This is a genomic window from Pseudarthrobacter sp. PvP004 (assembly GCF_017876035.1).
GTDB classification, from domain to species: domain Bacteria; phylum Actinomycetota; class Actinomycetes; order Actinomycetales; family Micrococcaceae; genus Arthrobacter; species Arthrobacter aurescens_A.
In genome coordinates this window covers 2,257,115-2,282,118 of sequence record NZ_JAGINL010000001.1, presented here as the reverse complement: position 1 = coordinate 2,282,118, position 25,004 = coordinate 2,257,115, and the positions used below count along the sequence as shown (strand labels likewise).

The following is a 25,004-nucleotide window of genomic DNA, read 5'->3' as shown; positions in this document are numbered from 1 at the left end:
ATCTACTTGAGGCGCGGCGCTTGTGCAGACGGACCCACCCACGGGCTCACCGGGTTACCCATCCAGTACGTCCCGGCCGGGACGGTTTCACCGCGCATGACCAACGACGCCGGACCAACAGTACCGCCGTCGCCGATGCTGGCCGCGGGGAGGATGACGCCGTGCGGTCCCATGGTGGCACCGTTGCCGAGCGTCACGGTGTCGAGGCTCATTACACGGTCGTGGAACAGGTGTGTCTGGACCACGCAACCACGGTTGACGGTGGAGTTCTCGCCCAAGGTCACGAGGTCAGCTTCGGGGAGCCAGTAGCTTTCGCACCATGTTCCGCGTCCAATCTTGGCTCCAAGTCCGCGCAACCACCACACCAAGGCAGGAGTTCCGGCAGCAGACCGGGCAAACCACGGGGCGCTCACCATCTCGATAAATGTGTCCACAACCTCGTTGCGCCAAATGAACGAGCTCCACAGCGGATGTTCTCCCGAACGGATGCTCCCCACCAGGACCCACTTAGCGACGATGGAGCTGAGCGCGGCAACGGCGCCTGCGGCCAGCATCACTACGCCACCCAGGAGGGCGGCAATCCAGTAGCCCCACCCGCGGGCGATCCAGTCCAGCACCAGCATCACGGAGACAGCGATGGTCACCGTAAGGATGACCGGAACCAAGCGGCACAGCTCCCACAGGGCTCGTGCCAGTTTGAGCTTGAGGGGCGGTTGGAAGGTGCGGGTCTGGTCAGCGTTGACTGCGGTGCGGCGCAACCTCACCGGAGGGCTGCCAAGCCATGAGGTACCCGATTTCGCCTTGGCGGGCGTGGCCGACAGCACTGCGACGAGGGAGTTCTTGGGTACGTTGCGGCCTGCGGCCGTCATCCCCGAGTTGCCAAGGAAGGAACGCTTCCCGATCTTCGCGGGAGCGATTTTCATCCACCCGCCGCCAAGCTCGTAGGAGGCAACCATAGTGTCATCCGCCAGGAAGGCGCCATCGCCAATGGTGGTCATTTTTGGAACGAGCAGCACGGTGGAGGCTTCCACGTTCTTGCCCACCTTGGCCCCGAGGAGTCGGAGCCAGACAGGGGTGAACAGGCTTGCGTACACGGGAAAGAGGAGGTCGCGTGCCATGTCCAGGAGGCGTTCCGTGGCCCAGACCTGCCAGCCGATGCGGCTTCGAACCCGGTAGTAGCCCTCCGCCAGGCCCAATCCCAGAAGCCTGGCGACAATCAGGATGAGCACGAGGTTGCCGAAGAACCACACCAGGGCCGCCAGCGGCAGGGCGATGGCGATGTGCGGAAGAGCGGTCTCCAACGAATCATGGCCTTGGATGAAAGCCAGGACCACCAGTGCGCCTGCGAAAGCAGAAACATAGGGGATGAGGGCCAGAAGGGCTGAAGCGCTGGCAAAGGCGGAGAACCAGAGCCTGTCGATGACGGGCCGGCGGCTGCTGGGCTCAGGCCACTCGTGCTTGGCTTTTCCGCGGCGTTCTGCGGGGGAGCCGGCTACGAGGTGTCCGGCTTTCACTTTGCCCAACACAGCGGATCCAGCATCGACGTGGGCACCTGCGCCGATGGTCGCTCCTGGCATCAGGGTGCTCCGTGCACCTACGACTGCACCGGCTCCCACGTGGATCTTGCCGATGTGGACTGAATCACCGTCCACCCACCAGCCCGAAAGGTCCACTTCGGGCTCGATGTTTGCTCCGCTACCCAAGGACAGCAGGCCGGTGACCGGGGGCAACGAGTGCAGATGGACGTCCCTGCCGATTTTCGCACCCAGGGCGCGCGCGTAATACGGGACGAACGGTGCGCTGGCCAGACCGATGGCGCCCGAAAGATCCTGAATTTGCTCTGCGAGCCACAGCCGCAGGTGCGTCTTGCCGGACCTCGGGTAAGTGCCGGGTTCAATTCTGCCGAGCAGGATGCGGGCCGCCAGGACCGAGATCGCCATGCGGCCCAAGGGGCTGACAAAGACCAACCATGACGCCGCGATCCACCACCAGGAGACCACGGGGGCCGCAGCGAACCCGGCGAAGGCTGCAAGTAGATTGTTGGCGGCCATGAGGTAGGTCAGCCAGCGCATCCCCACGAGTATGTGGAGCGGCACGCCCATGAGGACCTGGAAAATCTGCGACTTCAAAGCGGTGGGACGGACGGTGCGCTCAGCGGCGGGACCCGGCGTGCCGCCGTCGGGCAGTGATTGCCGGGCGGCGTCAATCAGGGCGCCGATGCGCGGCGTCGCATAAATATCGGCGACGGTAATGGTGGGGTACCGGACACGAAGAGCGGAAACGAGCTGGGCCGCTGCCAGGGACCCGCCGCCGTAGGCGAAGAAATCGGCATCCAGGGAACTCACCGGACTGCCCAGCACAGACTCCCACTGATCCACTACCCAACCCGCGTCATCCGGCAGGTTCAACGGTGCGTTGCTGGCCTCCGTGGCACCGGCCCCCGCCAGCGGCCAGGGAAGGGCATGACGGTCTACTTTGCCGCTGGTCTTGGTGGGTAGCGAATCCACCACGGTCAGCAAAGGGATCAAGGCAGCCGGAAGGCTCTCGCCGAGGAGCTTCCGTGCTTCATCCATATCGAGCTCATGGCCGTCAGCCGGAGCCAAGTACCCCACCAGGATCTGGTTGCCGGCCGCCGTCGTCTGGACTGCGGCCGCTGCGCCGGCAACGCCGGGGAGGGATTGCAAGGCCGCATCCACTTCGCCCAGTTCGATGCGTCGCCCGCCCAGCTTGACCTGTTCATCGGCCCGGCCCATGAAGATCAAGCCCTCGGCTTCGAAGCGCACCAGGTCGCCAGAGCGGTAGGCGCGGGCCCATCCCAGCGTGGTCATGGGGGCGTACTTCTCGGCGTCCTTGGCGGGATCCAGGTAGCGGGCCAACCCGACGCCGCCGATGATCAGTTCGCCGATGTCGCCTTCAGCGACCGGTACTCCATTGGAATCGACGACGGCGAGGTCCCACCCGTCCAGCGGCAGGCCGATCCGCACGGGACCGGGTCCGCCAAGGGGAGCGGCGCACGCCACCACCGTGGCCTCTGTGGGCCCGTAAGTGTTCCACACTTCGCGGCCGTCCACGGCGAGCCGTTCGGCCAATTCGGGTGGGCATGCTTCGCCGCCGAAGATGAGGAGCCGCACGTTCTCCAATGCCTCAGCCGGCCACAGTGCAGCCAAGGTGGGCACTGTGGAGACTACCGTGATGCCGTGGTTGATGAGCCAGGGGCCGAGGTCCATTCCGGTGCGAACCAGGGCTCGTGGTGCGGGCACCAAGCAAGCACCGTGCCGCCAGGCAAGCCACATCTCCTCGCAGGAAGCGTCGAATGCGACGGAGAGCCCAGCCAGTACCCGGTCCTGAGGTCCAATGGGTTCGGCTTGGAGGAAGATCCGGGCTTCCGCGTCAACGAACGCTGCGGAAGAGCGGTGCTTGACGGCGACGCCCTTGGGAGTGCCTGTGGAACCGGAAGTGAAAATGATCCAGGAATCGTCATCCAGTCCGGGCGTGCCGGGACCGGAAACTGCTTCCCTTGCCTCGCCGGCGAGCTGGACGTCCAGGCCCGAAGCAATGACCGCGCCAACTTTGGCTTCGCCGAACACCAACTTGGCGCGCTCGTCGGGGTCGTCCGCATCCACCGGGACATAAGCGGCGCCGGCCATGAGAATTCCCAGTATGGCGATGTAAAGCTCATTGGTTCCCGAGGGGATCCTGACGCCGATCTTGTCCCCACGGCCAAGCCCTGCACCGTTCAATTGCGCTGCGAAAGCGCGGACAGCCTTGAGCAGTTCGGTGTAGCTCAATGACTTGTGCCCATCATCCAAGGCAGAGGCCTCGGGGAATGATGAAGCGGTATCTTCCAGGATGTCGACGAGAGTGCGCTCGGCGGGGGCCGCCGCGCCTCCCGGTAGCTGGGGTCGGTATGTCATCAGGGCAGGCGTCGTACCGGCCCCAGCGGGATGTTCTGTGCTCACGAACGTCAGCTTTCCGCAGAAAGATGAACAAAAGGTGTCTGACGTTTCCTGCCCTTAACACTTTGTTGCATCATTGTTCGCTTTCCGCTCACCTGACGTTCAAACCGGTACTTAAGGGACCAGCAGGACTTTTCCAGTGGTCCGGCGGCCTTCCAAGTCCCGGTGCGCCTGGGCCGCTTCTGCCAAGGGATAGGTGGCACCAACCCTGACAGCGAGGGTGCCGTTGGCGGCGGCGTCGAAAATTTCTGCCGAGCGCCATCGACGCTCGTGGGTGTTCTGGACAAAGTGAGCCATGGTGGGCCTGGTCAGGGTGAGCGAACCTGCGGCGTTCAAACGCTGGGGATCGAACGGCGGCACCGGGCCGGAAGCCGCACCGAAGAGCACCATGGCGCCGCGGATGCGCAGGCTCTTCAGGGAGTCATCGAACGTGTCCTTGCCGACGCCGTCGTACACCACGTTGACGCCCTCGCCGTCGGTAAGTTCGCGGACTCTGTCTGCGAAGCCCTCGTAGCGGAGTACTTCATCGGCACCTGCCAGCGTGGAGAGATCGGCCTTCTCATCAGAGGAGACGGTGGTGATGACGCGGGCGCCGCGGGCCTTGAGCAGTTGGGTCAGTAGGAGGCCGACGCCGCCGGCACCTGCATGCAGGAGGACGGTGTGCCCGGGCTCCACCCGGAAGGATGAATTCATCAGGTAGTGAGCGGTGATTCCCTGCAGCGGCAGGGCCGCGGCGGTGTGATCATCGACGCCGTCAGGAACCGGCAGTGCCTTGCTTGCCTCAACGAGGGCGTACTCCGCGTAGGTTCTGGACCCCTCGGCGGTGGCAATGCGGTCACCAACAGAGAATTCCTCAACGCCTTCTCCTACGGCCTCCACTGTGCCGGCAGCCTCGGCGCCCGGCGTGAAGGGGTACTCCACTTTGTAGGTGCCGCTGCGTTGGTACGTCTCGATGAAATTGACCCCGGCAGCTGCGACCTTGATCAACAGCTGGCCGGGGCCAGGCGACGGTGTTTCCACGGATGCGTACTCGAGGACCTCAGGTCCTCCGGACTGCTGTGCAACGATGGCGTTCGTCATGGTGGCTCCTTACTCCGGGGCGGTCCTTCCGGTGCCCGGTTTCAGAATCCATCCTAGGGAGGTTGGGGCCTCCGGTGTCGAACGCCTAGCGGCGTCCGTGCGTCGAAGCGACGGGGCAGTCGAAGCCGCGGCCTGCGGCCAAGCCCACGTCATTCAGGTACCGGACCACGATGCCGTAAGACTGCATGAGCGTGGTTTCGGTGTAGGTGATGGAGTGTTTGCTGCAGAACTCGCGCACAATTTTTGTGGCCTTGTACAAGTGGGGGCGAGCCATGTCAGGGAACAGGTGGTGTTCCACCTGCCGGTTCAGTCCACCCAGGAGGAAGTCCATAAAGATGCCGCCGGAGATATTGCGCGAGGTCAGGATCTGGCGGTTGAGGAAGTCCACGCGGCTGTCCTTGGGAAGGACGGGCATGCCTTTGTGGTTCGGGGCGAACGAGGCCCCCATGTAGAAGCCGTAGACCATGATCTGCACACCCAGGAAGGCGAACGCCATGCCGATGGGCAGGAACGTGAATGCCAGAACCGGGAGGGCGGCCAGCCTTGTGACCAGGATGGGCGTCTCTACCCAGCGGTGGCGTACTTTCTGCTTGCCGAAGACGAAGCGAAGGGAGTCAAACTGCAGGCTCAAGCCGAGGAGCGTCAGGAGCGGGAAGAAGAACCAGCCCTGCTTCTTGGTGAGGAAAGCGAGGCGGCCCTTACGTTCGGCTGCGGCGTCTTCGTAGAAGACCAAGGCGTTGTTCCGGATGTCCGGGTCCTTGGAAATGACGTTGGGGTGGTTGTGGTGGGCTCCGTGCTTCTGCTCCCACCAGGAGTAGCTGATGCCGGCGACGCCGGTGGCCAGGAGACGGGCTGACCAGTCATTGGCGCGGCGTGAGGCGAAGATCTGCTTGTGGCCGGCCTCGTGGGCCAGGAAGCTCAACTGCGTGCAGAGGATACCCACGGCAGCGGCGATCAACAGCTGGTACCAGGATTCACCGATCAAGGCGAACCCCAACCAGGTGCCTGCCATAAGGAGCACTAAGGCAACGAAGACCCAGATGTAAAAGCCGCTACGGCGTTCGAGGAGTCCTTCGGCTTTGACGCTCTTGAGGAGCTCGGAGTAGCTCTGGACGACGGGGTTGGGTTGAATTGCGCGAGCTTTGGGGCGCTCAGCGGTGGACGTGGGTGACATAAATGTGCCCCGTATCGCTAACGGGCAACGCTGCAGCCGACGTTCGGACTGCACGGTCTGGATCACCCTTCACTAAGCATACGGGTAATCTCCAAAATAATGAGACTGCTCACAACTGCATGCATAAATATCGGACAGCATGAATATTCTTGCTGTACAGTGGAGGTATGACTATTTCTGTTGCCGTCTCCGGTGCCAGCGGCTACGCCGGGGGAGAAGTGCTGCGCTTGCTGGCTGGCCATCCGAACGTCACCATCGGTGCCATCACCGCTCACAGCAACGCCGGTTCCAGACTAGGGGAGTTGCAGCCGCATCTCCACGGTTTGGCCAGTCGGATTCTGGAAGACACCACAGTGGAGAACCTTTCCGGGCATGACGTCGTGTTCCTGGCTCTGCCGCACGGTGCCTCTGCCGAGATCGCTGCACAGTTGCCTGAAGGGACGGTAGTGATCGACGCCGGTGCTGACCACCGCTTGCAGGACGCCGCAGCGTGGGAAAGGTTCTACGGCTCCGCTCACGCGGGCACTTGGCCGTATGGCCTCCCTGAGCTCCCCGGTCAACGCGAAGCCCTCAAAGGCGCTACCCGCATCGCCGTTCCCGGGTGCTACCCGACGTCCGCCCTGCTGGCCTTGACGCCCGGTTTCGCCAACAATCTCCTCTTGACGGACGACGTCGTGATTGTCTCCGCCTCGGGGACCTCAGGCGCCGGCAAGGCAGCCAAGGTCAACCTGATCGGCGCCGAGGTCATGGGTTCCATGAGCCCCTACGGTGTTGGCGGCGGACATCGTCACACCCCGGAGATCGAACAGGGACTGTCCAATGCGGCCGGTGAGCCGGTGACGGTTTCGTTCACGCCCACGCTGGTTCCGATGAGTCGCGGCATCCTCACCACGGCAACGGCCAAGGTTGGCCACGGCGTTTCCTACGCGGAGCTTCGCCAAGCCTGGGCAGACGCTTACGACGACGAACCGTTCGTGCACCTCCTTCCCGAAGGCCAGTGGCCCACCACCAAGTCCGTTCAGGGCTCCAATCATGCGGTGATGCAGTTGGCCTTCGACGCCCACACTGGCCGCGTGATCGTGACGTGCGCTATCGACAACCTCACCAAGGGGACCGCCGGTGGAGCCGTGCAGTCCATGAACATTGCCCTCGGCCTGGACGAAACCGCCGGCCTGAACCTGCAGGGAGTTGCACCGTGACCATTACCGCCCCCAAGGGATTCCGCGCCGCAGGCATCAAAGCCGGCATCAAGGCCTCGGGCAAACCGGACCTTGCTCTGGTAGTCAACGACGGCCCGCAAAAGTCCGCCGCCGCCGTCTTCACCTCCAACCGTGTGGCTGCTGCGCCGGTTCATTGGTCACGCCAGGTGGTCAGCGACGGACGTGTGGATGCCGTGGTCCTGAACTCCGGTGGAGCCAACGCCTGCACCGGTCCCCAGGGCTTCCAGAACACCCACGCCACCGCCGAGAAAGTGGCAGAGGTGCTGGGAATCTCAGCTTCCGACGTCGTCGTGTGCTCAACCGGCCTGATCGGTGAGCAGCTGCCCATGGACAAGATTCTGCCCGGCGTGGACGCTGCCTTCCGTGAACTGTCGGAGGATGGCGGCTCCGCCGCAGCCACGGCGATCATGACCACGGACAGTGTGTCCAAGGAAGCCGTCTTCACCGGCACCGACGCCGAGGGCAAGCAGTTCACTGTCGGCGGCATTGCCAAGGGTGCCGGCATGTTGGCTCCGGGCCTCGCCACGATGCTGGTGGTCCTCACTACCGACGCCGAGGTTCCTGCTGATGAACTCGACGTCGTCCTGCGGGATGCCACGCGCGTCACCTTTGACCGGGCAGACTCGGACGGCTGCATGTCCACCAACGACACCGTGGTTCTGCTGGCATCCGGGGCGTCCGAGGCGCTGCCATCTGCCGAGCAGTTGAGCGAAGCGGTCACCCGGGTCTGCGCCGAACTGGCCCGCAAGCTCATCGGTGACGCCGAAGGCGCCAGCCACGACATCGCCATCCGGACGTTCAACGCTGCCAGCGAACGCGATGCCGAAATCGTTAGCCGCAGCGTTGCCCGCTCCAACCTGTTCAAAGCTGCCATCTTCGGCAAGGACCCTAACTGGGGCCGGGTGCTCTCGGCCGTGGGAACGACTGACGCCGTCTTCGAGGCGGACCAGCTCAACGTCGCAATGAACGGTGTGCAGATCTGCCGCAACGGCGCAATCGGCGATGACCGCAACCTGGTGGACCTGGAGCCGCGCGAAGTGTTGGTCGAAATCGACCTGCAGGCCGGCGATGCCGAAGCCACCATTTGGACCAACGACCTCACGCACGATTACGTGCACGAGAACAGCGCATACTCGAGCTGAGCGGATGACTATGACTGCGCACACCCGCGAAACCACCTCCATGAGTGACGCCCAGGACAAGGCCGGCACCCTGATCGAGGCCCTTCCGTGGATCCAGCGTTTTGCCGGTACCACCATGGTGATCAAGTACGGCGGCAACGCTATGGTCAACGACGACCTTCGTCGTGCCTTCGCCGAGGACATTGTGTTCCTCCACCACGTTGGCATCCACCCCGTGGTGGTCCATGGCGGTGGCCCCCAGATCAACTCCATGCTGAGCCGCCTGGGCATCGAGTCCGAGTTCAAGGGCGGCCTGCGCGTCACCACCCCTGAAGCCATGGATGTGGTCCGCATGGTCCTCACGGGCCAGGTTGGACGCGAGCTTGTTGGCCTCATCAACTCCCACGGTCCCTACGCCGTGGGCATGTCAGGCGAAGACGGCGGCCTGCTGCGCGCCGTTCGTACGGGCACGGTTGTTGACGGCGAAGAGGTGGACCTCGGCCTGGTGGGCGAAGTGGTGGGTGTGGATCCCGCCGGAATCAAGGACATTCTCGACGCCGGCCGCATTCCGGTGATCTCCACGGTCGCCCCGGAAATTCTCGACGACGGCAACGGTTCCGGTCCCACCACCGGACAGGTCCTCAACGTCAACGCGGACACTGCAGCTGCCGCCGTCGCCTCCGCCCTGGGCGCCACCAAGCTTGTCATCCTGACCGACGTCGAAGGCCTGTACGCCAACTGGCCGGACAAATCCTCTCTGATTTCTTCCCTGACCGCATCGGAACTCCGGGACATGCTGCCTCGCTTGGAGTCCGGAATGATTCCAAAAATGGCCGCCTGCCTCAAGGCCATCGATGAAGGCGTGGAACGCGCGCACATCGTGGACGGCCGCTTGCCGCACTCGATGCTGCTGGAGACGTTCACGACCGCCGGTATCGGCACGCAAGTAGTACCCGACGAGGAAGTGAACGCATGAGCACCGAACTGAGCCATACCGCCATCGCTGCGGAGGCTGCCGCAACCACGCTCGTTTCCCAGAGCTCAGGCGCTGACTGGCTTGCCCGTTACTCGTCGTCGCTCATGGGCGTCTTCGGCACGCCGCAGCGTGTCCTGGTCCGTGGCGCCGGCTGCCTCGTGTGGGACGCCGACGGCAAGGAATACCTGGACCTGTTGGGCGGGATTGCCGTGAACGCGCTGGGCCATGCCCACCCCTTCGTCACGTCTGTCATCTCCAGCCAGCTGGCTACGCTGGGCCACGTCTCGAACTTCTTCACCAGCCCCACGCAGATCGCACTGGCCGAGAAGCTCCTGGCCATCAGCAATGCACCGGCAGGTTCCAAGGTCTTCTTTGCCAACTCCGGCACTGAGGCCAACGAGGCAGCGTTTAAGCTCGCCCGCCGGAACAACTCCGACGGGAAGCGGACCAAGATCGTTGCCCTCGAGGGGGCCTTCCACGGCCGCACCATGGGAGCCTTGGCGCTCACCGCTAAAGAGGCTTACCGTGCACCGTTTGAGCCACTGCCCGGTGGCGTGGTCCACATCCCGTTCGGCGACGTCGAAGCCTTGCATGCCGCCGTCGACGATTCCACCGCAGCTGTCTTCCTGGAACCGATCCAAGGCGAAGCGGGTGTCCGGCCGCTCAGCGCCGAATACCTGCGGGCGGCCCGCAAGGTGACCACCGCAGCGGGTGCCTTGCTGATCCTGGACGAAGTACAGACCGGCATCGGCCGAACCGGTAAATGGCTGGCCAGCGAAGACGCCGGCATTGTTCCCGACGCCGTGACCCTCGCCAAGGGCCTCGGCGGCGGTTTCCCGGTGGGTGCCTTGGTTACCTTCGGAAGTACGACGTCGGCCCTGCTCAGCGCCGGGCAACACGGCACCACGTTCGGCGGGAATCCGGTGGCTACGGCCGCCGCGCTGGCCACGCTCCACGCGATCGAAAGCCAAGGTGTCCTGCAGAACGTGCTGACTGTCGGCGCCCACCTTCGTGAGGGACTGGCCGCCATCGAGGCCGTCACTGACGTCCGTGGCGAGGGTCTGTTGATCGGCTTCGATGTGAACGCCGACATCGCACCCGCCATGGTGACCGCAGCTTTGGAAGCCGGCTTCATCATCAACAGCCCGGGCCCGAGGACCATCCGCCTCGCGCCGCCGCTGATCCTGACCGTCGATCAAGCGAACCGTTTCCTGGACGCTCTACCCACCCTGATCGCTACGGCTACGGCCAACACCGCTAAGGACGCACAGTGACTACTACCAACACCACCCGTCACTTCCTCAAGGACACGGATCTGAGCCCTGCCGAGCAGGCTGAGGTTTTGGAACTCGCCGTCCGTATGAAGGCCGCGCCGTACAGCGTGCAGCCCTTCGCCGCCGAGGGTAACGGCCGTAAGACAGTGGCAGTGATCTTTGACAAGACCTCCACCCGCACGCGTGTTTCCTTCGCCACCGGCATAGCGGACATGGGCGGCAACGCGCTGATCATCAACCCGGGTGAAGCCCAGATCGGCCACAAGGAATCCGTGGAGGACACGGCGAAGGTCCTGGAGCGCATGGTGTCCACCATCGTATGGCGGACAGGTGCGCACTCCGGCCTGGTTGCCATGGCGGCAAACTCCAAGGTCCCCGTCATCAATGCCCTGTGCGACGACTACCACCCCTGCCAGCTCCTGGCCGACCTCCTGGCCGTCAAGGAACACAAAGGCGAACTGGCTGGATTGAGCATGGCCTACCTGGGTGACGCCGCCAACAACATGGCCAACTCCTACTTGCTGGCCGGAGTTACTGCCGGAATGCATGTGCGCATTTCCGGCCCCGAAGGCTATCTTCCGGCACCTGAAATCGTGGCTGCCGCAGAGGAGCGTGCGGCCGAGACAGGCGGCTCGGTGCTCATCACCAGTGATGCAGCCGAAGCGCTCAAGGGCGCCGACGTCGTAGCAACGGACACGTGGGTTTCCATGGGCCAGGAAGCCGAAAAGGAAGCCCGGCTGCAGCTCTTCCGCGAGTACTCCGTGGACGAGGCCGCCATGGCGCAGGCCGCGCCGGACGCCGTTGTGCTTCACTGCCTTCCGGCCTACCGGGGTTACGAAATTTCCGCCGGAGTGATCGACGGGCCGCAGTCGATTGTCTGGGACGAGGCGGAGAACCGCCTGCACGCCCAGAAGGCGCTGATGGCCTGGCTGATGCACCGCTCCGGTCTCGCTTTCGTGGACGGTCTTTCTCCCGTCGAAGGAACCGGGGAGAGCACGTTCTAGTGTCCACCAACCCGTCCGTGCCGGGCGCCAGCCCAGCCACCAAGACTGCCCGCCAGGCGCGTATCACCGCGATCCTGACGGGTGAGTCCGTGCGTTCACAAGCAGAGCTTGCAGCCCTGCTGGCGGACGACGGCGTCCAGGTCACCCAGGCCACCCTGTCCCGCGACCTCGTGGAACTGGGCGCAGTCCGGGTCCGGGGCAAGGAAGGCGCACTTGTTTACGCTGTCCCGGGGGAGGGTGGGGACCGCAATGCCAAGAGCGGTGTTACCCAGGAAATCCTGGATGCGCGGCTGACCCGGCTTTGCGGCGAACTCCTGGTGACAGCGGAGGCATCGGGCAACATCGTGGTACTTCGCACCCCGCCGGGAGCAGCCAATTTCCTGGCCTTGGCAGTTGACCACTCGGTGATGCCGTCGGTATTGGGTACGATCGCAGGCGACGACACTTTGCTGCTGGTCGCACGGGATCCCGATGGCGGGGCAGAACTGGCAGCGCGTTTCCTGCGCATGGCCGAAGAAGCCGGGCCTGGCAACTAATTGATCTTTTTCAGCATTGATTCACACAGCATTGATTCGAATGAACCAAGCAACAATAAAGGAGCACTCTCGTGACTGAGCGCATTGTTCTGGCCTACTCCGGTGGCCTTGATACTTCCGTAGCCATCGGCTGGATCGGTGAAGCCACCGGCGCCGAGGTCATCGCTGTGGCCGTCGACGTCGGACAGGGCGGCGAGTCGCTGGAGACCATCCGCCAGCGCGCCCTCGGTTGCGGTGCCGTCGAAGCCTACGTTGCCGACGCCCGTGACGAGTTCGCCAACGAGTACGCCATGCCTACCCTGAAGGCCAACGCCCTCTACCAGGGCCACTATCCGCTGGTTTCCGCTATTTCCCGCCCGGTCATCGTGAAGCACCTCGTGAAGGCTGCCCGCGAATTCGGTGCCACCACCGTTGCCCACGGCTGCACCGGCAAGGGCAACGACCAGGTCCGTTTCGAAGTTGGCATCCAGACCCTCGGCCCGGACCTGAAGTGCATTGCACCGGTCCGCGACCTCGCGCTGACCCGCGACAAGGCCATCGCCTTCGCCGAGGAAAAGGGACTGCCGATCGAGACCACCAAGAAGAACCCGTACTCGATCGACCAGAACGTCTGGGGACGCGCCGTCGAAACCGGTTATCTCGAGGACATCTGGAACGCTCCCACCAAGGACATCTACGATTACACCGCCACCCCGGAATTCCCGCCGGCGCCGGATGAGGTCATCATCTCCTTCCAGGCCGGCGTTCCGGTCGCCATCGACGGCGTCAAGGTCACCCCGCTGCAGGCCATCCAGGAACTGAACCGCCGTGCAGGCGCGCAGGGCGTTGGCCGGATCGACGTCGTCGAGGACCGCCTCGTCGGCATCAAGTCCCGTGAAATCTACGAAGCCCCGGGTGCCATGGCGCTGATCACCGCCCACAAGCACCTCGAGGACATCACCATCGAGCGTGAGCAGGCCCGCTTCAAGGCAACTGTTGGCCAGCGCTGGGCCGAGCTGGTCTACGACGGACAGTGGTTCTCCCCGCTCAAGCGCTCTCTGGACGCGTTCATCGAAGACACACAGCAGTACGTTTCCGGCGACATCCGCATGGTCCTCCACGGCGGCCAGGCAGTCGTCAACGGTCGTCGCTCCGAGACCTCGCTGTACGACTTCGACCTCGCCACCTACGACACCGGCGATACCTTCGACCAGTCCATGGCCCGCGGTTTCATCGAACTGTGGGGCATGTCCTCCAAGGTTGCCTCGGGCCGCGACCTTCGCGTCGCAGGGCAGTGACACCGCAGCAGGGCCCCGGGACGCAGGGGTCCCCGGCCGAGCGTAGCGAGGTAGGGGAGCGTTCAGGGACAAATGAAGGTGCACTGTGGGGCGGCCGGTTCGCCGGCGGCCCGGCAGATGCGCTGGCTGCTCTGAGCAAGTCCACCCATTTTGACTGGCGGCTCGCCCGCTATGACATCGCCGGTTCCAAGGCCCACGCCCGCGTGTTGGCCAAGGCCGGTCTGTTGGACGACGCCGAGCTCGAAGGCATGCTTGCCGCCCTCACCCAGTTGGATGAGGACGTCGCCAGCGGCGCCTACCTCCCGGCTGAGAGCGACGAGGACGTGCACGGTTCGCTGGAGCGTGGCCTGATCGAGCGGGCTGGTACCCAGCTGGGCGGCAAGCTGCGTGCGGGCCGTTCCCGCAATGACCAGGTAGCCACGCTGGGCCGTATGTTCCTGCGTGACCACGCCCGCATCATCGCCCGCGGTGTCCTTGCCACCATCGATGCCCTTGTGGAGCAGGCCAAGGCCCACCACGGCGTAGCGATGCCTGGTCGGACGCATTTGCAGCACGCGCAGCCGGTGTTGCTGAGCCACCACCTGCTGGCCCACGCCTGGGCGCTGTTGCGCGATGTGCAGCGCCTCCAGGACTGGGACAAGCGTGCCGGTGTGTCGCCCTATGGTTCGGGTGCGCTGGCCGGTTCATCCCTGGGCCTGGACCCTGAGGCTGTCGCCGCTGATCTGGGCTTCTTCTCGGCCGTCCACAACTCGATTGATGGCACCGCCTCGCGCGATGTCTTTGCCGAGTTCGCCTGGGTATGCTCCATGATCGGCGTGGATCTGTCCCGGATTTCCGAGGAAGTCATCTTCTGGGCAACCAAGGAATTCTCCTTCGTGACACTGCATGACTCGTACTCCACAGGGTCCTCGATCATGCCGCAGAAGAAGAACCCGGACGTTGCCGAGCTCGCGCGCGGCAAGGCAGGACGCCTCATTGGCAACCTGACCGGACTGCTGGCGACGCTCAAGGGCCTGCCGCTCGCGTACAACCGCGATCTGCAGGAAGACAAAGAACCTGTCTTCGACGCCGCCGACACCTTGGAGCTGCTGCTTCCGGCCGTGTCCGGCATGATTGCCACGCTGAAGTTCAACACGGAGCGCATGGAAGCACTGGCTCCCCAAGGCTTCGCGTTGGCCACGGACATTGCTGAGTGGCTCGTCCGGCAGGGCGTTCCCTTCCGTGAAGCCCACGAGCTGTCCGGCGCTGCCGTGAAGCAAGCCGAAGGCCGGGGCGTGGAGCTGTGGGACCTGACGGACGAGGAATACGCAGCAATCTCGGAGCACCTGACTCCCGAAGTTCGCAGCGTCCTGAGCACCGAAGGTTCCCTCAACAGCCGCAACTCCCAAGGCGGAACGGCGCCGGCCGCCGTCGAACGCCAACTGGCGGCCTTGGAAGCGGAACTGGACGCAGCGCGTTCCTACGCCAGCTAGACCACTCGGGACGGCACGTCGCGGCCATGCCTTCGGGCAGGGCAACGCGAGGTGCCGTCCCGCAGTGCGTTAACATGGCGCTATGACTCAGATCACCCCTGAGACGTTGCCCGCAGAGCTTCACAAAGCCGCCGACACCGTCACCCGCCTCGTATCCAAGATGGACGAATCCTCCGTCGCGGAACCGTCAGAACTTCCAGGCTGGACCCGTGGCCACGTCCTGGCGCACCTTGCCGGAATTTCCAACGCCATGGCCCGGCAACTGGAGTACGCGCGCCGCGGCGAAACCGTGGAGCTGTACGACGGCGGCATGGACGGCCGTACGAAGGCCATCGAACTGGCGGCAGGGCACAGCCTCGCCCGGCACACGGAATCGGTCACCGCCGCGCTGGGGTCCGCCATTGCCGCGTTCGACGCCTTGGGTCCGGACGATTGGCAAGCACGGATCGCCTACAGAGACGGAACAGTGCTCGACGGCGGTCTGGCGCTGTGGCGCGAACTCACCATCCACGCATCGGACCTGCGTTTGGGTTACGGGCCGGAGACTTGGAGCCGACCCTTCTGCGAGCACCTCATCACTTTCCTTGCCGCACGTGTGCCCGAGACCTACAAACTGGTCCTGCAACCCACAGGGCTGCCACAACTGAGCATCGGCACCGGAGGCACATCCATAGCAATTACCGGCATGCTGACGGACATCGCGGCCTGGCTGGCCGGCCGCGAACCGAGCCTTGGGAGCCTGCGGGCAACTGCAGCCGCTGACGGAGTGGAGCTCCCCGAATTGCTGCCGTGGCCCGCGGCCCAGCCCGCCGCCCGCTAAAGTCCGGATGCTCTCTCACTTCCCGCGGGCTTGAGCTGGATGCTCTCTCACGTCCCTCGGGCTTGAGCTGGTCGCTCTCTCACTTCCCTCGGGCTTGAGCTGGATGCTCTCTCACTTCCCGCGGGCTTGGTCTTCATCGCTGCTGCCCGCCACAAGTGCATGGTGGCGTACGAACGCCACGGGCTGACCTCCCTGAAGTCTGCGCTGAGTCCCAACCCCACGGGCAGCGCCCTCACGCCGTTCCTTACTGCCGCGTCATTGGCCAGGAACACATCCGGAGCGCCCAGTACCCTCATGGCGACATAGCCCACCGTCCACGGTCCCACGCCAGGCATTGGGAGAAGCTTCCGGCCGAGGCTGGCGGGGTCGTCGCCGTAGCCGAAGTCCAGTTCCCCGCTGGCCATGGCCTCGGCGGCGGCCACGATGGAGTCGATGCGGCGCTGTGGTCCTCGGAGTAAGGCACGCCCGTGTTCGGCGAGTTCTGCTGCTGTAGGAAATAGTCGATCAAGGTCTGGCGCAGCGCCATCGACGGCGGATCCGGCCGCAGACAACTGGCTAAGGGCAGTTCGGGCAGCAGCGACGGTGATCTGTTGTCCGATCATTGCCCGAATAAGCAGTTCCTGGGGCTCCACAGCCCCCGGCACGCGCATCCCCGGGAGTGCGGCCACGCTGGCCGTAAGCCTCGGATCCGCTGCCAGGGCGCCATCGACCGCTTGCGGATCGGCGTCCAGGTCGAACAGCCTGCGGACCCGGCTCAACAGTGCCGGGAGGTCGTGCAGGTCCACGGCCGTGGCTGTGAGTTGCAACGGTTTGCCGGGTGTTGAGGGGCTGTAGGCAACCGAAAAGGATGCGCTGCCTCGGGGGAGCCGGAGCGTGCGGGCATAGGTCCGGCTCCCGTCACTGTCAGTCGTTGCTCTTTCGATGCCCGGCACCGCGCGAACTGCCAGGAAGTCGAAGATGCCCGGATCGAAGGGTTCCCTGTAAGGAAGGTTCAGCGTCAGCGCCGCCGGGGCTGGCGTCGCTGCCCCGGAACCTTTGCGGGTGCTGGACTTCGCCGCGGTGGCACGGACCGCCGTCGGGGTCATCGCGAAAACCTCGCCGATGGTGTCGTTGAATTGCCGCACGCTGTTGAACCCTGACGCGAACGCAACGTCGGCAAGGAGCATGTCGGTGGAAACCAGCAACGTCCTGGCGGTCTGCGCCCTGCTGGCCCGTGCCAGTGAGAGGGGGCCGGCGCCGAGTTCGTTGCTGAGGATGCGATTAAGCTGTCGAGCGGAGTACCCCAGCCGGTTCGCGAGGCCGTCCACGCCCTCGCGCGTGATGACGCCGTCGTTGATCAATCTCATCGCGCGTCCGGCAATGTCGGAACGGATGTTCCATGCAGGCGTTCCAGGGACAGCCTCGGGCAGGCATCGCTTGCAGGCGCGATACCCGGCCTCATGGGCGGCTGCGGAGGTTTCATAGAAGGTGACGTTCTCAGCCTTGGGCGTACGCGCGGGGCACGACGGCCGGCAGTAGATGCCGGTGGAGCTGACGGCAGTGAAGAACTGACCGTCAAAGCGGGTGTCGCGGGCGTCGATCGCCCTGTAGCGCTGCCAGAAGTCCATTGCTTTATCCTGCCAGCCGTTCGAAGCAGTCGCTAGCGGAAATCGGACATGGCCGTTTGCTGCATTGTTGCTAGGGTCTGGTCATGAGTTACGTGCCAAACGAGGTCAGCAGCCCCGCCGACGTGCGCAAGTTTCTTGAGGGCGATCCCCGAGTCATCGCTCCGCTGGTACTCGGTGCGGTACTGACCCACCACTCGGAAGCCGGTCCGGTCTCCGTCAGGCTCACCGAAGTTGAGGCCTACCTTGGGCCGCGCGACTCCGAGCACCCCGACCCCGGCTCCCACACCTTCGGCGGTCCTACCGCCCGGAATGCGCCCATGTTCGGGCCGCCCGGGTTCCTGTACGTCTACTTCACCTACGGCATGCACTACTGCGCCAACATTGTCTGCGGTCCCGAGGGCGCTGCGTCAGCACTGCTCCTGCGTGCCGGTGAAATCGTCGAGGGGGAGGGTCTCGCCGCCATTCGCCGGCCTGCATCCAAAGCGCACAAGGACCTGGCCAGCGGACCCGCGAGGCTCGCCTCCGCGCTGGGACTTACGACGGCGGACACTGGCCGTGACGCGCTCGCGGAACCGTTCAGTTTGTGGTTGCCCAGGACGCCGGCGCCTGCCGTTGCCAGCGGACCACGGGTGGGCGTAGCGGGTCCGGGCGGAAGCACTGAATACCCGTGGCGCTTCTGGATCGAGGACGATCCTACGGTGTCCCGGTACAAGGCAGCACGGCCGCGGAACCGGAGCGCCACCAACTGACTTCAGCGCTGGCGGCTTTGCGAACCTCGACTTTTTTGTGACGCAGTCCGCCGTATGACGTGTACCCCCCACGTTTACCAAAATCGCTGTAGAATGGTAGGTCTGTCTTTTGCGATAGGGGTTACGGTTCGATGCACGACGCTGATTTGGTCCATGAGCAGGAATATGTTGCCGGGCTGTATGCCCGGCTCGATGAGCTGCGCGCCGAAAAGCGCGCCCAGCTGGCGCAGGTGCGCAAGGCCGGTGCGGTGGGAACCATGCAGAACGTCTCAGAACGTGACGCGTTCGCGGCACTGTACGAAGACCGCCTGGCCCAGCTCGACGCCGTCGACGACCGCCTGGTCTTTGGCCGCCTGGACCTGGATTCCGGTGAGGCCCAGTACATTGGCCGCATCGGGCTGTCCACGGCCGATCTCCAGCGGCTGATGGTCGACTGGCGTGCCCCGGAAGCCGGCCACTTCTACCAAGCCACCGCGTTCGACCGTCAAGGCGTGCGCCGCCGCCGCCACCTGATCCTTCAGGGGCGCGACGTGAAAGCCATAGAAGACGACGTCCTGGATGCCGGGATGCTTGCGGACAACGACTCGCTCCAGGGCGAGGGCGCGCTGCTCGCTGCGCTGAATTCCAAGCGCACGGGCCGCATGTCGGACATCGTGGGCACCATCCAGTCCGAGCAGGACCGGATCATCCGTTCATCCATTTCCGGCGCGCTGGTAGTCCAGGGCGGCCCCGGAACGGGCAAGACCGCCGTAGCCCTGCACCGTGCCGCCTACCTGTTGTACACGCACCGCGAGCGGCTCAAGAGCGCCGGTGTGCTGCTTGTCGGGCCGTCGTCGTCCTTCATGCACTACATCGAACGAGTGCTTCCGTCGCTCGGCGAGACCGGTGTGGTCATGGCCAGCCTCGGACGCCTCATGCCCGGCATTCACGCCATTCCCGAGGAAAATGCGGACGTCGCCGCCCTCAAGGGCAAGCTGGACATGGCCACCGTGGTGGCAAATGCCGTGGCAAACCGGCAACGGACGCCTGCTGAGGACCGTATCCTCGAAGTTGACTCGCGGAAGCTGACGCTGACGGTTCGTCAGGTCCGCCGTGCCCGGGAAAAAGCCCGCGCAACAGGCAAGCCGCATAACGAAGCGCGGCTCACGTTCGTCAAGATCCTCCTACGCGAGCTCACGGAGCAGCTGACGGACCTCGTAGAAGAGGGCAACATCGGCAACAACGCCGATCGCGCCTACTTGGCCGAAGACGTACGGTCGGCCCGCGACGTGCGCATCGCGCTCAACCTTTGCTGGATGCCGATGACGCCTGAGAAACTCATTTCCGAGCTCTTCAGCAAGCCTGCCATCCTCGAAGCCTGCACGCCGCACCTGACACCCGCACAGCGTTCGCTGCTGCAGCGTCCGGTGGATGCGCCGTGGACGGAAGCAGATGTTCCGCTGCTGGATGAGGCTGCAGAATTGCTCGGTGAGCTGGACCCGGCCGCCGGCAGGGGACTGGCCCAGCAGGAAGCCGACCGCGCACGCGACCTCGCCAACGCCAAGCAGACCCTCGCCAACATGGAAGCGATGGGCGTGGACGTCCTGGTGACCGCTGAAGAGCTCGCCGAACAGAACCAGGAACGCGAAGGACGGCTGACCGCCGCCGAACGCGCCACGAGCGACCGGTCATGGGCCTTCGGCCACATCGTGGTTGACGAGGCCCAGGAACTCTCGCCCATGCAGTGGCGGCTTCTGGTACGGCGTTGCCCGCTGAAGTCCTTCACCATCGTGGGTGATATCGCCCAAACGAGTGCAGCAGCCGGTGCCAATTCGTGGCAAAGTGCGCTGGCGCCGTCGTTCGGTGACCGCTGGACACTGGAAGAACTTACCGTCAACTACCGCACGCCGTCGCAGATCGCAGAAGCTGCTGTCCGTATGGCCAACCGCGCAGGTTTGGTTGTTTCGGCTCCGAAGGCCGTACGCGAAGGCAAGTGGTCACCCATTGTGGACCACGTGGAGGCGGACGGCATCGTGAAGCGCTTGGTTGAAGTCCTGCCGGAAGAAGTCGAAGCGATCGACGGCGGCCTGCTGGCTGTCATTGCCGACGGTCCCTTGCTGCCTCAGGCCACAGCCGCGTTGCGGGAAGTCTACGGGCGTCGCATCGGATCCGGGGCGGGCAGCTACCAGCAGGACATCGTGGTGATCAGCCCCAAGGAAGCCAAGGGACTGGAATTCGACGGTGTGGTGGTGCTGGAACCGGCTGCCATGTTGAATCACGAGCACGGCAAGGTGGGTGACCTCTACGTTGCCATGACCCGGGCCACCCAGCGTCTGCGCCTCATCGCAGCCGCACCGGTACCCGCCGGTATCGAACGGTAGGAAAAACGGACCCTGCAATCCTGCTAACTTAGATCTCGTGTCACACGTAAACAACCTCGAGTCCCAGCACAACGATCCCGCCTTTGCCAACGTCTGGCAGGAGCTCAAATGGCGCGGCCTTGTCCACGTTTCCACTGATGAAACGGAACTGGAAAAGCTGCTCGCCGGGGACCCGATCACGTATTACTGTGGCTTCGATCCCACCGCACCGTCGCTGCACCTGGGCAACCTTGTGCAGTTGCTGGTGATGCGCCGCCTGCAGCTGGCCGGCCACAAGCCGCTCGGTTTGGTGGGCGGTTCCACCGGCTTGATCGGTGACCCCCGCCCGACGGCAGAACGTACTTTGAACACCAAGGACACCGTCGCGGAGTGGGTCGGCTACCTTCAGGGCCAGGTGCGCCGTTTCCTCAGCTTCGAGGGCGAAAACCCTGCCCGCATGGTCAACAACCTGGACTGGACGGCGCCTTTGAGTGCCATCGACTTCCTTCGCGAGATCGGCAAGCACTTCCGTGTCGGCACCATGCTGCGCAAGGATGCCGTAGCGTCGCGCCTCAGCTCGGACGAAGGTATCAGCTACACCGAGTTCAGCTACCAGATCCTGCAGGGAATGGACTACCTCCAGCTTTTCCGCGACTACGGCTGCGCGTTGCAGACGGGCGGCTCGGACCAGTGGGGCAACCTCACCAGCGGAACCGAACTCATCCGTAAGGTAGAAGGCAAGAGTGTCCACGCCCTCGGCACGCCGCTCATCACCAACTCCGACGGCACCAAGTTCGGCAAGAGCGAAGGCAACGCCATTTGGCTGGACCCGGACATGTGCAGCCCGTACACCTTCTACCAGTTCTGGCTGAACACCGCCGATGCTGATGTGGTTGACCGGCTTAAGGTATTCACATTCCTGAGCCGTGCCGAGATCGAGGCACTTGGCCAGGCTGTGGAGGAGCGCCCGTTTGCCCGCGAAGGCCAGAAGAAGCTTGCCTTCGAGGTGACCTCCTTGGTGCATGGCGTAGACGCGACCGAGAAAGTCATCGCTGCTTCGGCTGCGCTGTTCGGCAACGGGGACCTCACCGTACTGGATGAGCGGACCCTTGAAGCTGCCACGGCGGAACTTCCCTCCGCGACGATTGGGGCCGACGGCCTCGGCATCATCGACCTCCTGGTTGCTTCGGGTCTGTCGGACAGCAAGTCGGCCGCCCGCCGGACCGTCGGCGAGGGCGGTGCCTACGTGAACAACACCAAGGTGTCCGATCCCGACGCTGTCATTGCCCGCGAGGAACTGCTGCATGGCCGGTACTTGCTCCTCCGCCGGGGCAAGAAGAACCTGGCAACCATCGAGGTCTCGGCCTAAGTAGTTTAGTTATCCAGCCCTGAAAGGGTCGGCAACCGTTATGGTTGCCGGCCCTTTCTGCGTTTAAGCGTGCTTACTCTTGCCGGCGTTGGGTGGTGTGGCTGGATGGTGGGGGGTGGGCTGGTGTGGTTGGCGCGGAAGCGGTGGTTGGTGCGGAGGGTGTGGTTGGCGCGGTGGCGGTGGTCATCCTCTGCGCGCTCGCTCCTTCGTCGCTTGGACGCGCGCTGCCGGCAAACCGCCGCCACCTTCCGACGCTCTCTCACATCCCTCGGGTTTGGGGGTGTCGCTCTCTCACATCCCTCGGGTTTGGAGCCGTCGCTCTCTCACATCCCTCGGGTTCGGAGCCGTCGCTCTCTCACATCCCTCGGGTTGGTGGGGTGTTCGACGGCGGTGGTTGGGTTTGGTGGTTTGGTGGTCTTGGGGTGGGGGTTGGGTGGTGTGATGGGCTTCACGGGGTGGTGTTTTGGTGGTTTGGTGGGTGTTTTGGGGTTGGGTGGGGTTGTTTTCCTTGTGTTTGCGGGGTTTTTGGGTGGTGTTGGGGTGGATTTGGTGTGGGGGTTGGGCGCGTGTAAAGTTATTCGAGTCGCCGCCGCTGATGCGGAAAGTTAGCGACAATCTCCCTTCAAATCACCGGTTCCGGTTGTGCTTTTGTGTGCTTCTGGTTGGTGGGGGAGGCCTGTGGCTGGTTTGCTTTGTGCGGCTGGTTCGGGTAAGTTTGAAAAGTTGCTCCGGAGCGATCCTAGGCCCCTGTGTGGGGGTTTTGGTGGTGCCGGTTAGTGTCTGTTGTTTGAGAACTCAATAGTGTGCCAAGTTTGTTGATACCGATTGTTTTATCAATTGGTTGAATTTATGCTGGATTGTCATGCACCCCCGTGTGTGGTGGTCTGGTTTTCAGCTGGTTTCGAATTTTGTGCAGCCGTGTTCGCCGTTATTTCCGGTGGGTGTGGTTGTGTCTGTTTGATTTGTTTTTCTTCAACGGAGAGTTTGATCCTGGCTCAGGATGAACGCTGGCGGCGTGCTTAACACATGCAAGTCGAACGATGATCCCAGCTTGCTGGGGGATTAGTGGCGAACGGGTGAGTAACACGTGAGTAACCTGCCCTTGACTCTGGGATAAGCCTGGGAAACTGGGTCTAATACCGGATACGACCATCTGGCGCATGTCATGGTGGTGGAAAGCTTTTGTGGTTTTGGATGGACTCGCGGCCTATCAGCTTGTTGGTGGGGTAATGGCCTACCAAGGCGACGACGGGTAGCCGGCCTGAGAGGGTGACCGGCCACACTGGGACTGAGACACGGCCCAGACTCCTACGGGAGGCAGCAGTGGGGAATATTGCACAATGGGCGCAAGCCTGATGCAGCGACGCCGCGTGAGGGATGACGGCCTTCGGGTTGTAAACCTCTTTCAGTAGGGAAGAAGCGAAAGTGACGGTACCTGCAGAAGAAGCGCCGGCTAACTACGTGCCAGCAGCCGCGGTAATACGTAGGGCGCAAGCGTTATCCGGAATTATTGGGCGTAAAGAGCTCGTAGGCGGTTTGTCGCGTCTGCTGTGAAAGACCGGGGCTCAACTCCGGTTCTGCAGTGGGTACGGGCAGACTAGAGTGCAGTAGGGGAGACTGGAATTCCTGGTGTAGCGGTGAAATGCGCAGATATCAGGAGGAACACCGATGGCGAAGGCAGGTCTCTGGGCTGTAACTGACGCTGAGGAGCGAAAGCATGGGGAGCGAACAGGATTAGATACCCTGGTAGTCCATGCCGTAAACGTTGGGCACTAGGTGTGGGGGACATTCCACGTTTTCCGCGCCGTAGCTAACGCATTAAGTGCCCCGCCTGGGGAGTACGGCCGCAAGGCTAAAACTCAAAGGAATTGACGGGGGCCCGCACAAGCGGCGGAGCATGCGGATTAATTCGATGCAACGCGAAGAACCTTACCAAGGCTTGACATGAACCGGAAAGACCTGGAAACAGGTGCCCCGCTTGCGGTCGGTTTACAGGTGGTGCATGGTTGTCGTCAGCTCGTGTCGTGAGATGTTGGGTTAAGTCCCGCAACGAGCGCAACCCTCGTTCTATGTTGCCAGCGCGTTATGGCGGGGACTCATAGGAGACTGCCGGGGTCAACTCGGAGGAAGGTGGGGACGACGTCAAATCATCATGCCCCTTATGTCTTGGGCTTCACGCATGCTACAATGGCCGGTACAAAGGGTTGCGATACTGTGAGGTGGAGCTAATCCCAAAAAGCCGGTCTCAGTTCGGATTGGGGTCTGCAACTCGACCCCATGAAGTCGGAGTCGCTAGTAATCGCAGATCAGCAACGCTGCGGTGAATACGTTCCCGGGCCTTGTACACACCGCCCGTCAAGTCACGAAAGTTGGTAACACCCGAAGCCGGTGGCCTAACCCTTGTGGGGGGAGCCGTCGAAGGTGGGACCGGCGATTGGGACTAAGTCGTAACAAGGTAGCCGTACCGGAAGGTGCGGCTGGATCACCTCCTTTCTAAGGAGCTGCTAACAACTGGTTGCTGCGCCTGCATGGGTGTGGTGGTGGTTGTCAGTGTTGCCCATTGCGCAGGCGTCTGTTCTGCGGTGGGTGCTCATGGGTGGAATATCAACGAATCAAACTTGTTTGGCATGGCCTTCACCGGTTGTGTCCTGGTGCCAGTACGGCAACCTGTGCCCCTTGTGGGTGTGGTGTTGTTTGGAACGCTGCCGGGGTGCGGGTGTGTGGGGTTGTGTTTGGCGCACTGTTGGGTCCTGAGGCAACAGGACCTTTTTGCAGCAATGCATGGGGGCATCTTCTGGTGTTTCTTTTGTTCCTGCTTCCGGTAGCACTGTTCATCGTGCACGGCCCCGCTGTGGTGTGGGTTGTGGTGGGTGGTGGTCTGGTTGACGGGGTTGTTGTTTGAGAACTACATAGTGGACGCGAGCATCTAGAACACACACGTGGCTGATCCCTTTTTTGGGGTTGGTGTGTGTGTTCTTACAGCAATTTCTTATGAATGAACCTGGCCCTTGTGGTCATGGTTCTCTCGAA

Annotated in this window: 16 protein-coding genes and 1 rRNA gene; 13 read left to right on the top strand and 4 right to left on the bottom strand. The window is 63.4% G+C overall.

From position 1 onward, the window contains the following. Nucleotides 1-2 precede the first annotated feature (2 nt). The 3 genes from J3A64_RS10250 to J3A64_RS10240 form a co-directional block, all read right to left on the bottom strand. Nucleotides 3-3,914, bottom strand: a complete 3,912-nt coding sequence (locus J3A64_RS10250) for a Pls/PosA family non-ribosomal peptide synthetase (protein ID WP_210066121.1) — start codon at nucleotides 3,912-3,914, stop codon at nucleotides 3-5. Nucleotides 3,915-4,070: 156 nt separating this feature from the next. Further along, nucleotides 4,071-5,036, bottom strand: coding sequence for a quinone oxidoreductase (locus J3A64_RS10245; RefSeq protein WP_011774340.1), 966 nt, complete (start codon nucleotides 5,034-5,036; stop codon nucleotides 4,071-4,073). An 85-nt stretch (nucleotides 5,037-5,121) separates the two neighbouring features. Then, nucleotides 5,122-6,210, bottom strand: coding sequence for an acyl-CoA desaturase (locus tag J3A64_RS10240; RefSeq protein ID WP_011774341.1), 1,089 nt, complete (start codon nucleotides 6,208-6,210; stop codon nucleotides 5,122-5,124). A gap of 167 nt (nucleotides 6,211-6,377) precedes the next feature. Between J3A64_RS10240 and argC the strand changes: the two genes are divergently transcribed. The 9 genes from argC to J3A64_RS10195 all read left to right on the top strand — a co-directional run bounded on the left by argC (nucleotide 6,378) and on the right by J3A64_RS10195 (nucleotide 15,910). Beyond that, entirely contained in the window at nucleotides 6,378-7,409 is a 1,032-nt protein-coding gene (argC, locus tag J3A64_RS10235) for an N-acetyl-gamma-glutamyl-phosphate reductase (protein WP_011774342.1), read from the top strand. Beyond that, nucleotides 7,406-8,572, top strand: a complete 1,167-nt coding sequence (argJ, locus tag J3A64_RS10230) for a bifunctional glutamate N-acetyltransferase/amino-acid acetyltransferase ArgJ (protein WP_210064239.1) — start codon at nucleotides 7,406-7,408, stop codon at nucleotides 8,570-8,572. Before argC ends, argJ begins: the two co-directional genes overlap by 4 nt. Nucleotides 8,573-8,582: 10 nt before the next feature. Beyond that, complete coding sequence (gene argB, locus J3A64_RS10225; protein WP_043470013.1) at nucleotides 8,583-9,527, top strand: acetylglutamate kinase; 945 nt, start codon at nucleotides 8,583-8,585, stop codon at nucleotides 9,525-9,527. Next, on the top strand, nucleotides 9,524-10,801 hold the full coding sequence (locus tag J3A64_RS10220; RefSeq protein WP_210064238.1) for an acetylornithine transaminase: 1,278 nt from the start codon (nucleotides 9,524-9,526) through the stop codon (nucleotides 10,799-10,801). The genes argB and J3A64_RS10220 overlap by 4 nt, the downstream gene beginning before the upstream one ends. Beyond that, on the top strand, nucleotides 10,798-11,805 hold the full coding sequence (gene argF / locus J3A64_RS10215) for an ornithine carbamoyltransferase (protein WP_210064237.1): 1,008 nt from the start codon (nucleotides 10,798-10,800) through the stop codon (nucleotides 11,803-11,805). The genes J3A64_RS10220 and argF overlap by 4 nt, the downstream gene beginning before the upstream one ends. After that, entirely contained in the window at nucleotides 11,805-12,341 is a 537-nt protein-coding gene (locus tag J3A64_RS10210; RefSeq protein ID WP_011774347.1) for an arginine repressor, read from the top strand. The genes argF and J3A64_RS10210 overlap by 1 nt, the downstream gene beginning before the upstream one ends. A gap of 71 nt (nucleotides 12,342-12,412) precedes the next feature. Then, the gene (locus J3A64_RS10205; protein ID WP_011774348.1) at nucleotides 12,413-13,618 is read left to right on the top strand and encodes an argininosuccinate synthase; all 1,206 of its coding nucleotides are present in this window, start codon (nucleotides 12,413-12,415) and stop codon (nucleotides 13,616-13,618) included. Next, nucleotides 13,615-15,090 (top strand): argininosuccinate lyase, encoded by a 1,476-nt coding sequence (gene argH / locus J3A64_RS10200; RefSeq protein ID WP_210064236.1) that lies wholly within the window; start codon nucleotides 13,615-13,617, stop codon nucleotides 15,088-15,090. Before J3A64_RS10205 ends, argH begins: the two co-directional genes overlap by 4 nt. Before the next feature lie 82 nt (nucleotides 15,091-15,172). Continuing rightward, a complete protein-coding gene (locus tag J3A64_RS10195) occupies nucleotides 15,173-15,910 on the top strand; it encodes a maleylpyruvate isomerase family mycothiol-dependent enzyme (protein ID WP_210064235.1) in 738 nt (245 codons plus the stop codon). Nucleotides 15,911-15,957: 47 nt separating this feature from the next. Here the strand turns inward: J3A64_RS10195 and J3A64_RS10190 are convergent, their stop codons facing one another. Next, complete coding sequence (locus tag J3A64_RS10190; RefSeq protein WP_210064234.1) at nucleotides 15,958-17,517, bottom strand: AlkA N-terminal domain-containing protein; 1,560 nt, start codon at nucleotides 17,515-17,517, stop codon at nucleotides 15,958-15,960. 83 nt (nucleotides 17,518-17,600) lie between these two features. On the opposite strand from J3A64_RS10190, the gene J3A64_RS10185 reads away from it, so the two are divergent. The 4 genes from J3A64_RS10185 (at nucleotide 17,601) to J3A64_RS10170 (ending at nucleotide 24,467) form a co-directional block, all read left to right on the top strand. Continuing rightward, nucleotides 17,601-18,266: a DNA-3-methyladenine glycosylase gene (locus J3A64_RS10185; protein WP_210064233.1), complete on the top strand. Its 666-nt coding sequence runs from the start codon at nucleotides 17,601-17,603 to the stop codon at nucleotides 18,264-18,266. Nucleotides 18,267-18,397: 131 nt separating this feature from the next. After that, a complete protein-coding gene (locus tag J3A64_RS10180; RefSeq protein WP_011774353.1) occupies nucleotides 18,398-20,626 on the top strand; it encodes an ATP-binding domain-containing protein in 2,229 nt (742 codons plus the stop codon). A gap of 37 nt (nucleotides 20,627-20,663) precedes the next feature. Continuing rightward, entirely contained in the window at nucleotides 20,664-21,974 is a 1,311-nt protein-coding gene (gene tyrS, locus J3A64_RS10175; RefSeq protein ID WP_014921325.1) for a tyrosine--tRNA ligase, read from the top strand. 972 nt (nucleotides 21,975-22,946) lie between these two features. Continuing rightward, nucleotides 22,947-24,467 (top strand): 16S ribosomal RNA (locus J3A64_RS10170). The last annotated feature ends 537 nt before the right edge of the window (nucleotides 24,468-25,004 follow it).

Excerpts from the sequence above, each read along its gene's own strand:
- J3A64_RS10250 (WP_210066121.1), bottom strand. The coding sequence starts at position 3,914 with ATGACATACCGACCCCAGCTACCGGGAGGCGCGGCGGCCCCCGCCGAG.
- J3A64_RS10245 (WP_011774340.1), bottom strand. The coding sequence starts at position 5,036 with ATGACGAACGCCATCGTTGCACAGCAGTCCGGAGGACCTGAGGTCCTC.
- J3A64_RS10240 (WP_011774341.1), bottom strand. The coding sequence starts at position 6,210 with ATGTCACCCACGTCCACCGCTGAGCGCCCCAAAGCTCGCGCAATTCAA.
- argC (WP_011774342.1), top strand. The coding sequence starts at position 6,378 with ATGACTATTTCTGTTGCCGTCTCCGGTGCCAGCGGCTACGCCGGGGGA.
- argB (WP_043470013.1), top strand. The coding sequence starts at position 8,583 with ATGACTGCGCACACCCGCGAAACCACCTCCATGAGTGACGCCCAGGAC.
- J3A64_RS10220 (WP_210064238.1), top strand. The coding sequence starts at position 9,524 with ATGAGCACCGAACTGAGCCATACCGCCATCGCTGCGGAGGCTGCCGCA.
- J3A64_RS10195 (WP_210064235.1), top strand. The coding sequence starts at position 15,173 with ATGACTCAGATCACCCCTGAGACGTTGCCCGCAGAGCTTCACAAAGCC.
- J3A64_RS10190 (WP_210064234.1), bottom strand. The coding sequence starts at position 17,517 with ATGGACTTCTGGCAGCGCTACAGGGCGATCGACGCCCGCGACACCCGC.
- J3A64_RS10185 (WP_210064233.1), top strand. The coding sequence starts at position 17,601 with ATGAGTTACGTGCCAAACGAGGTCAGCAGCCCCGCCGACGTGCGCAAG.
- J3A64_RS10180 (WP_011774353.1), top strand. The coding sequence starts at position 18,398 with ATGCACGACGCTGATTTGGTCCATGAGCAGGAATATGTTGCCGGGCTG.